This window comes from Kushneria sp. AK178 (assembly GCF_053903105.1).
Genome location: NZ_CP096381.1, coordinates 1,982,684 through 1,996,399, shown reverse-complemented (window position 1 = coordinate 1,996,399; position 13,716 = coordinate 1,982,684). Strand labels below are relative to the sequence as shown.

Annotated in this window: 16 protein-coding genes; 13 read left to right on the top strand and 3 right to left on the bottom strand. The window is 59.6% G+C overall.

What is annotated here, in order from left to right; genetic code table 11:
• The first annotated feature begins 47 nt into the window (after positions 1 to 47).
• From cheW to M1D97_RS08975, 10 genes are all read left to right on the top strand, one after another.
• The gene (gene cheW / locus M1D97_RS09020) at positions 48 to 536 is read left to right on the top strand and encodes a chemotaxis protein CheW (protein WP_456267412.1); all 489 of its coding nucleotides are present in this window, start codon (positions 48 to 50) and stop codon (positions 534 to 536) included.
• A gap of 190 nt (positions 537 to 726) precedes the next feature.
• Entirely contained in the window at positions 727 to 2,517 is a 1,791-nt protein-coding gene (locus M1D97_RS09015) for a methyl-accepting chemotaxis protein (RefSeq protein ID WP_456267411.1), read from the top strand.
• A 27-nt stretch (positions 2,518 to 2,544) separates the two neighbouring features.
• A complete protein-coding gene (locus tag M1D97_RS09010; RefSeq protein WP_456267410.1) occupies positions 2,545 to 3,390 on the top strand; it encodes a CheR family methyltransferase in 846 nt (281 codons plus the stop codon).
• Positions 3,387 to 4,001 carry a chemoreceptor glutamine deamidase CheD gene (locus tag M1D97_RS09005; RefSeq protein WP_456267409.1) on the top strand — a complete coding sequence of 205 codons (615 nt, stop codon included), beginning with the start codon at positions 3,387 to 3,389 and terminating at the stop codon, positions 3,999 to 4,001. Before M1D97_RS09010 ends, M1D97_RS09005 begins: the two co-directional genes overlap by 4 nt.
• Positions 3,998 to 5,059 (top strand): protein-glutamate methylesterase/protein-glutamine glutaminase, encoded by a 1,062-nt coding sequence (locus tag M1D97_RS09000; protein WP_456267408.1) that lies wholly within the window; start codon positions 3,998 to 4,000, stop codon positions 5,057 to 5,059. Before M1D97_RS09005 ends, M1D97_RS09000 begins: the two co-directional genes overlap by 4 nt.
• A gap of 63 nt (positions 5,060 to 5,122) precedes the next feature.
• The gene (cheY, locus tag M1D97_RS08995; protein ID WP_090129602.1) at positions 5,123 to 5,512 is read left to right on the top strand and encodes a chemotaxis response regulator CheY; all 390 of its coding nucleotides are present in this window, start codon (positions 5,123 to 5,125) and stop codon (positions 5,510 to 5,512) included.
• A gap of 31 nt (positions 5,513 to 5,543) precedes the next feature.
• On the top strand, positions 5,544 to 6,221 hold the full coding sequence (gene cheZ / locus M1D97_RS08990) for a protein phosphatase CheZ (RefSeq protein ID WP_456267407.1): 678 nt from the start codon (positions 5,544 to 5,546) through the stop codon (positions 6,219 to 6,221).
• Positions 6,222 to 6,350: 129 nt separating this feature from the next.
• Positions 6,351 to 7,517: a flagellar biosynthesis protein FlhB gene (gene flhB / locus M1D97_RS08985; protein ID WP_456267406.1), complete on the top strand. Its 1,167-nt coding sequence runs from the start codon at positions 6,351 to 6,353 to the stop codon at positions 7,515 to 7,517.
• Positions 7,518 to 7,585: 68 nt separating this feature from the next.
• Complete coding sequence (gene flhA / locus M1D97_RS08980) at positions 7,586 to 9,670, top strand: flagellar biosynthesis protein FlhA (RefSeq protein ID WP_456267405.1); 2,085 nt, start codon at positions 7,586 to 7,588, stop codon at positions 9,668 to 9,670.
• A gap of 53 nt (positions 9,671 to 9,723) precedes the next feature.
• Positions 9,724 to 10,098, top strand: coding sequence for a flagellar protein FlhE (locus M1D97_RS08975; RefSeq protein ID WP_456267404.1), 375 nt, complete (start codon positions 9,724 to 9,726; stop codon positions 10,096 to 10,098).
• Between the two features lie 186 nt (positions 10,099 to 10,284).
• On the opposite strand, the gene M1D97_RS08970 is transcribed toward M1D97_RS08975, so the two are convergent.
• The 3 genes from M1D97_RS08970 to flgA form a co-directional block, all read right to left on the bottom strand.
• The gene (locus M1D97_RS08970; protein ID WP_456267403.1) at positions 10,285 to 10,740 is read right to left on the bottom strand and encodes a flagella synthesis protein FlgN; all 456 of its coding nucleotides are present in this window, start codon (positions 10,738 to 10,740) and stop codon (positions 10,285 to 10,287) included.
• 36 nt (positions 10,741 to 10,776) lie between these two features.
• Positions 10,777 to 11,049 (bottom strand): flagellar biosynthesis anti-sigma factor FlgM, encoded by a 273-nt coding sequence (flgM, locus tag M1D97_RS08965; protein ID WP_456267402.1) that lies wholly within the window; start codon positions 11,047 to 11,049, stop codon positions 10,777 to 10,779.
• A 158-nt stretch (positions 11,050 to 11,207) separates the two neighbouring features.
• Complete coding sequence (gene flgA / locus M1D97_RS08960; RefSeq protein WP_456267401.1) at positions 11,208 to 11,918, bottom strand: flagellar basal body P-ring formation chaperone FlgA; 711 nt, start codon at positions 11,916 to 11,918, stop codon at positions 11,208 to 11,210.
• 209 nt (positions 11,919 to 12,127) lie between these two features.
• On the opposite strand from flgA, the gene flgB reads away from it, so the two are divergent.
• The 3 genes from flgB to M1D97_RS08945 are packed head-to-tail and all read left to right on the top strand — an operon-like array spanning position 12,128 to position 13,680.
• Entirely contained in the window at positions 12,128 to 12,550 is a 423-nt protein-coding gene (flgB, locus tag M1D97_RS08955) for a flagellar basal body rod protein FlgB (RefSeq protein WP_456267400.1), read from the top strand.
• 21 nt (positions 12,551 to 12,571) lie between these two features.
• A complete protein-coding gene (gene flgC / locus M1D97_RS08950; protein WP_456267399.1) occupies positions 12,572 to 12,976 on the top strand; it encodes a flagellar basal body rod protein FlgC in 405 nt (134 codons plus the stop codon).
• A 23-nt stretch (positions 12,977 to 12,999) separates the two neighbouring features.
• Positions 13,000 to 13,680: a flagellar hook assembly protein FlgD gene (locus tag M1D97_RS08945; RefSeq protein ID WP_456267398.1), complete on the top strand. Its 681-nt coding sequence runs from the start codon at positions 13,000 to 13,002 to the stop codon at positions 13,678 to 13,680.
• Positions 13,681 to 13,716: the final 36 nt, after the last annotated feature.

Genomic DNA, 13,716 nt, shown 5'->3' with positions numbered 1-13,716 from the left:
CCATCTTTAATTCTGCCCGAAGGGTCGGGCATCGGGGAGTTGGAACAATGGAAAATTCTGCTATCGAGAAGGCGCAACTGGACGGCGACAGCCACGAATTTCTGGTCTTTCGGCTGGGCACGGAAGAATACGGTATCGATATTCTCAGTGTTCAGGAAATCCGCGGCTACGAAGGGGTCACGCGCATCGCCAACGCGCCCTCCTTCATCAAGGGGGTGACCAACCTGCGCGGCGTTATCGTCCCCATCGTGGATCTGCGTTTGAAGTTTGCGCTGGGCAACGCCGACTATACGGCACAGACCGTTGTGATCGTGCTCAATATCGGTCACCGGGTGGTGGGTGTGGTCGTGGACGGCGTTTCCGATGTGCTGGCGCTGACCGGCGAGCAGATCAAACCGGCACCGGAATTTGGCTCGACCCTGTCCACCCACTATCTGATGGGCCTGGGCAGTCTGGACGATCGCATGCTGATTCTGGTGGATATCGAAAAGCTGATGACCAGTGAAGAGATGGCCCTGATCGACAAGGCCGCATGATTGATCCCCTGTATGGCCAAAAGCGCCGGCTTCTGCCGGCGCTTTTTTTGTATCTGCACCAGGGGGCATCGGCATGAATAGCGTGATTCAAAAGGCGCTAATCCATGTTTTGTTTTATTCGAAATATAGTTTGATGTGCACATGAATACTGACCTTCATCAGCCAGAACGCTACCGCAGGGGATTGATTTGTGCGCAACAATCAACCGGTCAACGACGAACACTACATCCTTGACGAGCAGCAGTTTCTGATCTCGCAGACGGACCTGGATGGCAACATCATCTACGCCAACCCGGCCTTTATCGAGGTCAGCGGCTTCGAACGTCACGAGTTGATCGGCGCGCCGCACAATCTGGTGCGACATCCGGATATGCCGCGAGTGGCCTTTGCCAATCTCTGGCAGACCCTGCGGGATGGCGGCACCTGGACCGGCATGGTCAAGAACCGTCGCAAGGATGGTGGTTATTACTGGGTCAGGGCGACCGTCATGCCGATGATGGAAAGGGGCCGGGTCAAGGGGTACGCCTCGGTCCGGGTCAAGGCTGATGATGCTGCCATTGCGCACGCTGAACGTGTGTATCGACAGATCGGCGAGGGCCAGAGCAAGGGATGGACACTGGTGCATGGTGTCATCACGCCGGCCGGGCCGCTGGGCTGGCTGCATCGGCTGAGGCGCCTGGCGCCCGCTCGTTTGGCCGGCTGGGCCGGCATGACCAGCGCCGCGTCATCGGTCGCGCTGCTGGGGTTTCTGGTGGCGGACTATCAGATGCTCGCGACGCAGCAGACGCTACCGGTATTGATGAGCGTTTTCACGGTCACCACGGCGCTGCTGTCGGCAGGGACTGCTGTGACAGGCGCGCTGCTGGCGCGGCGCGGGCAGCACTCGCTTGAGCAGGCACTGTTGTGCTGTCGCCAGATCGCCAGCGGCAATCTTGAAGCAACCAGCAACAGTCAGGACCAGCTGATGATTGCGCTGGATACCATGCGCAAGTGTCTGCTGGGCGTCGTCCGTGACGTCAAGGGCAGTGTCGGCGTGATCTCTCCGGCCAGCAGTGAACTGGCCACCGGTAACCAGAATCTCTCCCGTCGTACCGAAGAGCAGGCCGCGTCGCTCGAGCAGACCGCCAGCAGCATGGAGGAGCTGACCGCAACGGTTGGCCACAATGCCGAGCATGCCAGAAATGCCTCGCAGCTGGCGCACGAGGCGTCAAGCGTGGCGGAGCGCGGTCGCAGCGAGATGGGCGATGTGGTGGCGCGCATGGAGAGCATCACGCAGGCGTCGTCACGCATCTCCGATATCGTGGGCGTGATCGACAGCATCGCCTTTCAGACCAATATTCTGGCGCTCAATGCCTCGGTGGAAGCCGCCCGGGCCGGTGAGCAGGGCAAGGGCTTTGCCGTGGTCGCCAACGAAGTGCGCAGCCTGGCCAGTCGCAGCGCTCAGGCCGCTCGCGAGATTCGTGAGCTGATTGATCAATCCTCGGTCGAGGTCAGTGCCGGCAGTGAGCTGGTCGCCCGCGCACAGTCCACCATGACCGATATCGTCAGCGGCGTGCATCGGGTCAGTGGGTTGATGCAGGAGATCTCCTCGGCCTCCAGTGAACAGAAAAACGGTATCGAGCAGATTGGACAGGCCATTCATCGCATGGATGAAATGACTCAGCAGAACGCCGCCATGGTCGAACAGTCCTCCGCGGCGTCTGAATCGATGCGGCAAAACGCCGATCATCTCAATGAAATTGTCAGTCTTTTCAGGATCAAGGAAAGCGCGCGCACGCCGATAATAGCTTCAGACGGGGCTGCTCTTGCAGGGGAGCGCGGGGAGCAGCCAAGCGGCAGAGAGTCGAGCAGGCGCACGTCCGCGTCGTCACATATCGACTCTGGCCGGACCGGCGCCTTTGTCCCTGCGGCGACGTCAGCGACTCGTCAGCGTGATGAGTCGGTAACGGACACGGCCAATGAGGACTGGACCACCTTTTAATCACCTCGGTGATGCGGAGTAAAAGACGTGACAGAAGTCGCTGAAAGCCGCGATTTGAAACTGACGCATGAGGATTTCGAGCGTGTCAGGCGCCTGATCCATGAGCGTGCAGGTATCGCACTGGCATTACACAAAAAGGAGATGGTGTATAGCCGTCTGGCACGTCGCCTGCGCATGCTCGGACTTAACCAGTTCAAGGCGTATCTCGATCTGCTGGATGGTCATGCCGAGTCCCAGGAGTGGGAACATTTCGTCAATGCGCTGACCACCAATCTGACTTCGTTTTTTCGTGAGGCGCACCATTTTCCGATTCTGGCCGATCATGTGCGCGCCCAGGGCGACAATGTCAGGGTCTGGTGCTGTGCGGCTTCCACCGGTGAGGAGCCGTGGTCGCTGGCCATGACGCTGACCGAAGCGCTGGGCCCCAGGGCATCGAATGCCAGAATCGTGGCCACCGACATTGATACCAAGGCGCTTGCCACGGCCGCCGCCGGTATCTACCCGATCAATCAGATCGAGAAGCTGTCGATGGAGCAGCGCAAGCGGTTTTTCATGCGCGGTGTCGGAGCCAGATCCGGCGTGGCCCGGGTCAACCCGGCGCTGTTGGCCATGGTGGAATATCGCCAGCTGAACCTGCTGGAAGCGCGCTGGAACGTGGAAGGGCCGTTTGATGCCATCTTCTGTCGCAACATCATGATCTATTTCGACAAGCCCACCCAGAAACGGATTCTGGAAAGGTTTGCACCGCTGCTCAAGCCCAACGGGCTGCTGTTTGCAGGGCACTCTGAAAACTTTACCTATCTGACCGACGTCTTTCGTTTGCGGGGGCATACCGTCTACGGGCTGGCATCCGGACCAGGGGCAAGGTCATGACAGGGCGAGGGCAGGAGGGCCGAGCCAATCACTTTTATTTCGATCGTGATGACAGCCTTGACGCCGTCAAACTGCTGCCAAGCGAGTATTACGTGACCTCAACACCGATGGTGCTGTCGACGGTGCTGGGCTCCTGTGTCTCGGCCTGCATTCGCGACAGCGTCGCAGGTGTGGGGGGCATGAATCATTACATGCTGCCCGGCGATGGCAGCCACGATGCCAACGGACCGCGTCTGCGCTATGGCGAGCACGCCATGAGCACGCTGGTCGAAGAGGTGTGTCGACTGGGCGGACGGCGTGACCGGCTGGAAGCCAAGGTCTTTGGTGGCGGCATGGTCATTGCCGGCATGGCCTCGCGTATCGGTCAGGCCAATGCCGATTTCGTCATGGCATGGCTTGATCGGGAAAATATTCGCGTCCTCGCGCAGGACCTCAAGGGTAGCCATGCGCGGCGTGTGCACTATCTGCCGGGGACCGGCCAGGTCAGGGTGAGACGTCTCAGCGGTAGTGCCACGGTCTGCAGCCGCGAAAAGACGCTGATCGAGGCACTGGTCGAAGAAAATGTCCAGCCGCTGGTCGCGGGGGCAGGAATGAAAGGAGCAGTGCGGTGAACAAGATCAAGGTGTTGTGTGTTGATGACTCGGCCCTGATTCGCAGTCTGATCAGCGAAATCATCAATCAGGAGTCGGACATGGAGGTGGTCGCCACGGCCCCCGATCCACTGGTGGCTCGTGATCTGATCAAGCGGACCAATCCCGATGTATTGACACTCGATGTCGAAATGCCGCGCATGGATGGGCTGGATTTTCTGGAAAGGCTCATGCGCCTGCGCCCCATGCCGGTGGTGATGGTTTCGTCCCTCACGGAGCGCGGCTCGGAAATCACCATGCGGGCGCTTGAGCTGGGGGCCGTGGATTTCGTGACCAAGCCACAGCTTGGCATTCGTGAAGGTATGGTCGAATACGCCCATGCCATTACCGACAAGATCCGGGCAGCCTCCAGGGCAAAGCTCAAGGCCGCACAGCCCTCATCGGCGCCGGCACCTGCGGCACTGCGCGCGCCGATGTACTCCAGCGAAAAACTTTTGATCGTGGGCGCCTCCACCGGGGGCACCGAAGCGATCCGGGAGTTTCTGATGCCGCTGCCTTCAGACAGTCCGGCAGTCCTGATTACCCAGCACATGCCGGCCGGTTTTACCAAATCCTTCGCCGCGCGTCTGGATACCCTGTGCCGCATCAGCGTGCGTGAAGCCGTCCATGGCGAGCGGGTTTTGCCCGGACACGCCTATCTGGCGCCGGGTGGCGAGGCGCATCTGCGCCTGGCGCGCAGTGGTGCCAACTATGTGATCGAACTGGATCATGAAGCGCCCATCAATCGCCACCGCCCCTCCGTGGATGCGCTGTTTGAATCGGCCGCCGCCAATGCGGGCAAGAATGCCATCGGCATACTGCTGACCGGCATGGGCAAGGATGGTGCCCAGGGACTCCTGAAGATGCGTCAGGCCGGCGCCTGGACGCTGGCGCAGGATGAGGCCAGCTGTGTGGTCTTTGGCATGCCGCGGGAGGCCATCGCACTGGGCGGGGCGTGCGAGGTGGTCTCCATCACCGACATGTGCGAGCGGGCACTGGCGCAGCTGGGTGGCAACAATCGCCAGGCGCTGCGCGTGTAGCGCGGCATCCCTGAATCGTTGACTCGCGCGCAAGCGCACTTATTTGAAAAGGAAATGGCAGACATGGCTGACAAAAACATTCACATTCTGGTGGTGGACGACTTTCCCACCATGCGTCGTATCGTGCGTAACCTCCTCAAGGAACTCGGCTTCAACAATGTCGATGAAGCCGAGGACGGTGTCGACGGTCTGGCCAAGCTGCGCAGTGACAGCTTTGGCTTTGTGGTCTCTGACTGGAACATGCCCAACCTGGACGGTCTGGAAATGCTCAAGCAGATTCGTGCCGATGACAATCTCAAGCATCTTCCGGTGCTGATGGTGACGGCAGAAGCCAAGAAGGAAAACATCATCGCCGCGGCGCAGGCCGGCGCCAATGGTTACGTGGTCAAACCCTTTACCGCCGCAACGCTCGAAGAGAAGCTGAACAAGATCTTCGAAAAGCTCGATAAATAGGCCTGCGGATTCGCCATCGGGAGTTGATGAAATGACAGCCAATGCCAAACCGCAGAACATGGATGATGCCATCCCGCCGGATCTTATCGCGCGAATCGGCCAGCTGACGCGTGCCCTGCGTGACAACATGCGAGAGCTCGGCCTGGACAAGGAGGTCGAGAAGGCCGCCCAGGCCATTCCGGACTCCCGTGATCGACTGAGCTACATCGCCTCCATGACCGAGCAGGCCGCCGAGCGCTCGCTCAATGCCATCGAAATCGCCCAGCCGATTCAGGACAACATTGAGAAACAGTCGGCGGAACTGGCCAGTCGCTGGGATCAGTGGTTCGACAAGCCGCTCGAACAGGATGAGGCGCGTGACCTGGTGGGAGACACCCGGGCCTATCTGGAGTGGGTGCCGGCACAGACGCGCGCGACCCAGAGCCAGCTGATGGAAGTCATGATGGCCCAGGACTTTCAGGACCTGACCGGCCAGGTCATCAAGAAGATGATGGAAGTCATCCACGAGATCGAGCGTGAGCTGGTCCAGGTGTTGATCGACAATATTCCCTCGGACACCATGCGAGAGCGTGCCAGGGAAGACGACAATAGCAACAACAGGACCGCAGAAGACCTGCTCAACGGCCCGCAGGTCAAGACAGAAGGGCGTGCCGATATCGTCACCGACCAGTCCCAGGTCGATGATCTGCTCGACAGCCTCGGGTTCTAGGCGTCATTCCCCGCTTATGTGTCGAATAGCTCTCCCTCGGGAGGGCTATTCAAGCGATTGTTTCTCCTCCCTTCCTTTCACAATGTCGCCCAGAGAGCACGACGCTCCACATGATTTCATGGGGTCGAAATGTCAGGCGACAGCGACGAAGAAAAGACCGAAGAGCCCACGGCACGACGCCTTGAAAAGGCCCGTGAAGAGGGACAGGTTGCCCGTTCACGTGAATTGACCACCTTTTTGGTGCTGGCCGTCGGGGCCGGTGGCCTGGCGCTTTGCATGGGCTGGATGGGCGAGGTGCTTTCGGGAGTAATGGGTAACGCCATGACCTTCGATGCCGGTGTGGCGCGGGACCCTTCGCGCATGATGATCAACGTCACGGCGATGGGGGGGCAGGCCCTGCTGGCCCTGGCACCCATCATGGGCATCATGGTCATCGTGGCACTGCTGGCGCCGATGGCGCTGGGCGGCTGGCTGTTTTCGACCAAATCCCTCAAGTTTGACATCAAAAAGCTTAATCCGATCTCCGGATTCAAGCGCATTTTTTCAAGCCAGGTGCTGGCGGAGCTGGCCAAGACCATTGCCAAATCAGTACTGATCGCGCTGGTGGCTGCTGCCTTCATCTATAGCCATCAGGGTCAGCTGCTCGGCCTTGCCGGGGAAAGCCTGCAGGCCGCCATGCGCCACATGCTGCTGCTGGTGCTCTTTTGCTGCGCTTTGATTCTGCTGGCCTTTATCGTCGTTATCCTGATCGATGTGCCCTATCAGCTGTGGAGTCATACCAAAAAACTTCGCATGAGCCGGCATGATATTCGTCAGGAGCACAAGGAGTCCGAAGGGGACCCTCAGGTCAAGGGGCGTATCCGTCAGCAGCAGCAGGCGGCTGCTCGCCGTCGCATGATGAGTGAGGTGCCCACGGCCGATGTCATTATCACCAACCCGACCCACTTCGCTGTGGCGCTGGTCTACAAGGATGGCGAGATGGGCGCGCCCCGGGTCGTGGCCAAGGGAGCCGATGCCGTAGCGGGCAGAATCCGCGAGCTGGGTCAGGAAAACCGTATCCCCTTTCTGGAGGCACCGGCGCTGGCGCGCTCGCTGTATCGCCATGGCGAGCTGGGGCGAGAAATCCCGGCACCACTTTATACCGCCGTTGCGGAAGTGCTGGCCTGGGTGTATCAGCTCCGGCGCTATCGTAGCGAAGGAGGTCAGTCCCCGCAGCGACCCGGCCACATCGAGGTCCCTGAAGAAATGGCCTATACCCCGCCGACTTCCGATGAAGACGACAACAATGAACCCTGATGCCCGGGTACTGCATTGCCCATCAAGGGTTCCGGACAACCTATCTACCATGACAGGTCATTGCTGACATGAATGCATTGAGTGCACTGTTTTCCCGTGGTGGTCTGAATCAGAGCGGCCAGCTGAAGTTTCTGGCCGGGCCTGTTCTGATTCTCATGATCCTGGCGATGATGGTGCTGCCGCTGCCACCATTTCTGCTGGATATGCTGTTCACCTTCAATATCGCCCTGGCGATCATGGTGCTGCTGGTCAGCATGTTTACCACCAAGCCGCTTGATTTTGCGGCCTTCCCGGCGGTACTGCTGTTTTCGACGCTATTGCGACTGTCGTTGAACGTTGCCTCGACCCGCGTGGTCCTGATGGAAGGTCACAGCGGCGGAGATGCCGCCGGCAAGGTCATCGAGGCGTTCGCCGAGTTTTTGGTGGGCGGTAACTTTGCCGTGGGCCTGGTGGTGTTCATTATTCTGGTGGTGATCAACTTCATGGTCATTACCAAGGGCGCCGGGCGTATTGCCGAGGTGGGGGCCCGCTTTGTACTGGATGCCATGCCCGGCAAGCAGATGGCCATTGATGCCGATCTCAACGCCGGCCTGATCGACGAAACCCAGGCCAAGCATCGACGCAGTGAAGTCTCCCAAGAGGCCGATTTCTACGGCTCGATGGATGGTGCCAGCAAGTTCGTGCGTGGTGATGCCATCGCCGGCATTCTGATCATGGTCATCAACATCGTGGGCGGCCTGATCGTGGGCGTGGCCCAGCACGGGCTGTCGGTGGGCGAAGCGGCCCACACCTATACGCTGTTGACCATCGGAGATGGTCTGGTCGGCCAGATTCCGGCCCTGATCATCTCGACGGCGGCCGGTGTGACCGTCTCGCGCGTCAATACCGAACAGGACGTCGGCCAGCAGCTACTGGGGCAGCTGTTCACCAATCCGCGCGTGCTCTATCTGGCGGCGGGGGTCATCGGGTTGCTGGGGATCATTCCCGGGATGCCCAACCTGGTGTTTCTGATGTTTACCGCCATGCTGGGCGGTCTGGGCTGGTATCTGAGCAAGAAAAAGCAGGAGGCCGACGTCGTGGAGGAGTCGCGGCCGGCACCGGCTGCCACTACGGACACCCAGGAAGCCAGCTGGGATGACGTACAGCTGGTAGACCCGCTTGGTCTCGAGGTTGGCCATCGCCTGATTCCGCTGGTGGATCAGAATCAGGATGGCGAACTTTTGAAGCGCATCAAGAGTCTGCGCAAGAAGTTTGCCCAGGAGGTCGGGTTTCTCCCGCCGGTGGTGCATATTCGCGACAACCTGTCGCTGCAGCCACAGCAGTATCGCATTGCGCTCAATGGCGTATTGATCGGCGAAGGGGAGTCGTGGCCCGGGCAGTATCTGGCCATCGATCCCGGTCAGGCGATGGGAAGTCTTGAGGGGCGTGCGACGAAAGACCCGGCATTCGGACTACCGGCCACCTGGATCGATGCCGATCAGCGCGATCAGGCCCAGATGCAGGGCTTTACCGTGGTGGATGCCAGCACGGTGGTGGCCACCCATCTGAATCACCTGCTCGGTGAGCACGCCAGCGAAATGATGGGACGCAGTGAAGCCCAGAAGCTGCTGGATCGGCTGGCGAAGGAGTCGCCGAGTCTGGTCGAGGAGGTTGTGCCGAAGCTGATTTCGCTGACGACGCTGACCCGCATACTGCAGCAGCTGCTGTCGGAAGATGTGTCAATCCGCGATATGCGCACCATTGTCGACGCACTGGCCGATCATGCCACGCACACGACCGATGCCATGGAGCTGACGGCGGTCGTGCGGCTGGCGCTGGGACGCGCCATTACGCAGCAGTATTTCCCGGGGCAGGAGCCTGCCGAGGTTATCAGTCTCGACGTCGATCTGGAGAAAATGCTGATGCAGGCGCTCAACAACGGTGGGGCGCTGGAACCGGGACTGGCCGATACCCTGCTTCAGCAGGCAGAGGCTGCCGTCCAGCGTCAGGAAGAGCGGGGACTGCCGGCCGTGCTGGTGGTGCAACACGGCGTGCGCTCGCTGCTGTCGCGCTTTTTGCGCCGGCGCCTGCCGCGTCTGGTCGTGCTCTCCCAGGCAGAAATTCCCGAAGAGCGCCAGATTCGTGTCACCGCCATTATCGGGTCCCAGTCATGACAGGGCGTCCATTGCGACATCGGCTGATGGTCACCGCCGCATTGATGCTGCCGATGGCTATTGCCAGAGCCGGCGCCGGCGGGGCAATTCCGGTCGAGGTCAATCTACCCGACATGGCGCAGAAGGGGTGGGAGTACCGGGTGGCGCTGCCCTATACCGACCGGGCACCGGCCGATACCCTGCTGACCGAAGTGTCGTGGCGCTATGAGCTGGCATCGGATGGGCCGGTGCCGGCTGCCCGGCTGTGTACGCCGACAGGGTGTGTGACATTGAACATGCCTTACGGCAGTACCGATGCCCTGGCGGGCCTGCCGACCGATACGCCGCTGTCGCTGCGTTTCGTGTTACCCGGCGAGGGGATGCTCAAGCGTCCGGTGCGCGGCGGCGTGGCACAGGTATTTGTCAATTACCGCCGGCTCGATCGCTAGACGGTCTTTTGAAGGATGGCTCCCGATCGGACGGTCAAGCAACGCGGCGCTGCGATGCAAGGGCATTTTACTGGCTGAGGCGTGACGCGTCATAAAGGACCGAAGGAGACAGCAAAAGGGCCGCGCCATGGTCATGGCGCGGCCCTTTTCTGTTAAAAATCAGGGTGTCGAACAACCGGGTCGGTATCAGCCGACCAGATGCGTACTGGAGCGGCCGAGATGGTGCTGGCGCCCGTTGGGGCCATACATGGTCATGCCGGCGGCGGTCTGCAGAAAGTTGAGAGCGCGGCTGTGAAAGTCCAGACGTCTGCCGATCACGAAACCGTTGAGACGATTACGCTGAGCGGCCGCTTCGGTACGCTCGATCACACGCTGCCACAGCTCGTTGAGTTCGAGTTTAATGGCGACGCGATCGCCCGTAGCACGATCCGTATTGAGGCCGCGGCTTTCGAGCAGGGCGCTGCGGGCGCGCTCGAGCTGATCCAGCCGGACCATTGCGGACCCCTTGTGCTCACAGGTCTGCAGCAGGGCTTCGATATCTACCGGATGGCGTTCCAGCAGCTCGGCCTCATGATCCAGTAGCTCGATGAAGCGCCCGAGTGCTTCATCGATCTGATTGAGGATATTGGCGTAATCGTTCATTCACGTATTCTCCAAAGGCATTCAAGCAGAAGGTGCCTAGCCCTTGTTCGAAAGCAGCTCCTGTGCGCTTGCGATCAGGCCATCGGCAATTTTTCCGGTATCCACCTCAAAGCTGCCCTCGCGAATGGCCTGGCGCAGCTCGTTGACACGTGCCGTGTCAATATCCCGGGAGCCGTCATGCGCACTGGAAGGCACCCAGCGTGTCGCCGCGCTCTGCTCGGTTTTGGCAGTTTCAGGCGTGTTGACGCGTGTCACCGGAGACGGATTGGCAATGCGGTTGATCGAACTGTTGCTACTATCAATTTTCATCGTGATGCTCTCCGAAGCGCTCACTCGGGTGAGCTGGTAAAGGGGCGCAGACAAGCGCTGTTGTACCCATTATCGACACCACAGGGCGGTTCTTTAACCTGCCCTTGTAACGAAAAGTGTCAAACGGATATCAATGCGTAACTCTTGTGTCCTGTCGACTAGTGAACCTCCACCAGCCCTTCGCGACTTGCCTCACCATTGATAACGCTGCCAGAGGGCATTCTAACCCGAACCTCTTCATTCAGCCCGGCGTCGTTCAACGCCCGGCCGCTACTGCTGATCATGAATCCGTTGCCTCTGACCTGCAGGGCAACTTCCGCACCGCGCTTGATGACCACCGGGGCCTTGACCATGCCTTCCTGAAGCGGCTGGCCGGGGGCAATGCGGCGCTGTGATACCTGGCCCACCAGCTTTGAGGCATCGGTGATCAGGCGACTGGAAAGCCGGGTCAGATCCCCCTGTTGCCAGTCAAGATCACTCTGCTCGATGACGTCACCTGGCATGATGGTGCGATTGACGACCGGATACTGTCCGTGGATATGCACGTAGGCCTGAAAGTAGCGTGTCTCCGGCGCGTCGCCCGGACAGCGCACACCGACTGACGTACGACCGGAGACCCTGCCACCGCGACCCGGTAGAAAAGCAGAAGGTGTCTGACAGGTTCTGGCCGCCATTGGAGACGGCGTTACGTCAATGGTGACGTCGCCGTCTTCCCCGGCTGTCTGCTCCAGCAAAAAGCCTTCGATCACATCATAAATGACCTGCTCGCCTGCCTGCACCGGCGCACAGACAAGACCGACCGCGATCAGCAAAAGCGTCGTGCCACGGCGAAATTGTCTTTGTTGTGAGCGTGTGAAGGACAGTGACATGAAATGGCCTGTTGTCATCAAACGGTTACCCGGATGCTGAGCATTCTAGAGAAGCGGTCAAAAAAACAGGGTTCGAAATAACCCCTAAAAAGCAGCCTTTTCATTCAATGGTGACGATTGCGGTCTCTTTAAGCTGCGCTCATTCCAAAAGGTAAAAGAAAGTAACCCTTGGTGTCTTAATGATTCATGGCGCAATGGAGCGACTCCCCATGATCGACCGGCTCAACGCCTCACTCAACGTGTTTCAGCAGTCTCTCAGCCTGCGTGCCCAGCGCCAGGAAGTACTGTCCGCCAACATTGCCAATGCCGATACCCCCGGCTACAAGGCGCGCGATTTTGACTTCAAGACCGAGCTGGATCGTGTCGTCAATCAGGGGCGAGCAGAAGGGCAGAGCGGGCTGTCATTGAGCATGACATCCAGTCGGCATATCCCGGCGCAGGCCAGTGGCGCCATGGGCGGCATCGATCTGATGTATCGCAATCCATCCCAGCCAAGCCTGGATGGCAATACGGTCGACATGGACATGGAGCGCGTCAATTTTGCAGACAACGCCGTGCATTATCAGGCCGACGTACAGTTTCTGACCAGTCGATTGCAGGGCCTGAAAAACGCCATGCAGCGTGAGTCCTGATCACTGACGGGAGAATGAACAATGAGTCTTTTCAGCGTTTTCAATATTTCGGGATCGGCGCTGTCGGCGCAGTCGCAGCGCATGAACGTGACCGCCAGCAACCTGGCCAACGCCGACAGTGTCGCAGGCCCTGATGGACAGCCCTACCGCGCCAGACAGCTGACCTTCGAGACGGCCTATGAATCCGGTCAACAGATCGGCGGCGTGCGCGTGTCGGGAATCAGTGAAGATCAGAGTGAATTCCGGCGTCTTTATGACCCGAAAAACCCGGCGGCGGATGACCAGGGATACGTCAGCATGCCCAACGTGGATACGACCTCTGAAATGGTCAACATGATTTCGGCAGCCCGGTCCTATCAGGCCAACGTCGAAGTGCTCAATACCAATAAGTCACTGATGCTCAAGACGCTGACGCTGGGTCAGTAAACCGGGTGATCAAGGAGTAAAACATGGCAATTGACAGCTCAATGCTGGCCCGTGTGAACGGCACCAGCGCCACGGACGGCAGCAGCGGCAAGGGCAAGAGCAGCGCCGGCGAACTGGGCGAGGAGTTCATGAGCCTGCTGGTCGCCCAGCTCAAGAACCAGGACCCGCTCAATCCGATGGAGAACTCCGAGTTCACCTCGCAGATTGCGCAGATCAATACGGTCAGCGGTATCGACAAGCTCAATGAAACATTGTCCAGCGTTACGGGGCAGATCGATGCCTCCCAGAAAATGCAGGCCGGTGCCATGGTGGGCCGTGGCGTACTGGTCGAGGGTGACAGGGTTCAGGTTGACGGAGACGTTGTACTGCCCTTTGGCGTTGAGCTTGACGATGATGCCGCCAGTGTCACCGCCACCATTACCGATGGCTCGGGTCGCACGATCAACCAGTACGATCTGGGTGAGCTCAAGGCCGGTGTCCAGTCCTTTAACTGGAATGGCCAGGATGCCAGCGACGCGCGCGTGGATGACGGCATTTACAAGGTCACCATCAATGCCACCGATGCCAGTGGCCGGGCGGTTACCTCCCGCGCTCTCCAATATGGCTACGTGAGTGGCGTAATGACCGGTGACAACACCACGAAGCTGGATCTGGGACCCAATATGGGCAACGTCGCCTTCAACGACGTCAAACAGATCCTTTAACGCACCACCGGGCGCGGTGTGGCGCGTCCTGACGAT

Excerpts from the sequence above, each read along its gene's own strand:
- cheW (WP_456267412.1), top strand. The coding sequence starts at position 48 with ATGGAAAATTCTGCTATCGAGAAGGCGCAACTGGACGGCGACAGCCAC.
- M1D97_RS09005 (WP_456267409.1), top strand. The coding sequence starts at position 3,387 with ATGACAGGGCGAGGGCAGGAGGGCCGAGCCAATCACTTTTATTTCGAT.
- cheY (WP_090129602.1), top strand. The coding sequence starts at position 5,123 with ATGGCTGACAAAAACATTCACATTCTGGTGGTGGACGACTTTCCCACC.
- cheZ (WP_456267407.1), top strand. The coding sequence starts at position 5,544 with ATGACAGCCAATGCCAAACCGCAGAACATGGATGATGCCATCCCGCCG.
- flhB (WP_456267406.1), top strand. The coding sequence starts at position 6,351 with ATGTCAGGCGACAGCGACGAAGAAAAGACCGAAGAGCCCACGGCACGA.
- flhA (WP_456267405.1), top strand. The coding sequence starts at position 7,586 with ATGAATGCATTGAGTGCACTGTTTTCCCGTGGTGGTCTGAATCAGAGC.
- M1D97_RS08975 (WP_456267404.1), top strand. The coding sequence starts at position 9,724 with ATGGCTATTGCCAGAGCCGGCGCCGGCGGGGCAATTCCGGTCGAGGTC.
- M1D97_RS08970 (WP_456267403.1), bottom strand. The coding sequence starts at position 10,740 with ATGAACGATTACGCCAATATCCTCAATCAGATCGATGAAGCACTCGGG.
- flgM (WP_456267402.1), bottom strand. The coding sequence starts at position 11,049 with ATGAAAATTGATAGTAGCAACAGTTCGATCAACCGCATTGCCAATCCG.
- flgA (WP_456267401.1), bottom strand. The coding sequence starts at position 11,918 with ATGTCACTGTCCTTCACACGCTCACAACAAAGACAATTTCGCCGTGGC.
- flgB (WP_456267400.1), top strand. The coding sequence starts at position 12,128 with ATGATCGACCGGCTCAACGCCTCACTCAACGTGTTTCAGCAGTCTCTC.
- flgC (WP_456267399.1), top strand. The coding sequence starts at position 12,572 with ATGAGTCTTTTCAGCGTTTTCAATATTTCGGGATCGGCGCTGTCGGCG.
- M1D97_RS08945 (WP_456267398.1), top strand. The coding sequence starts at position 13,000 with ATGGCAATTGACAGCTCAATGCTGGCCCGTGTGAACGGCACCAGCGCC.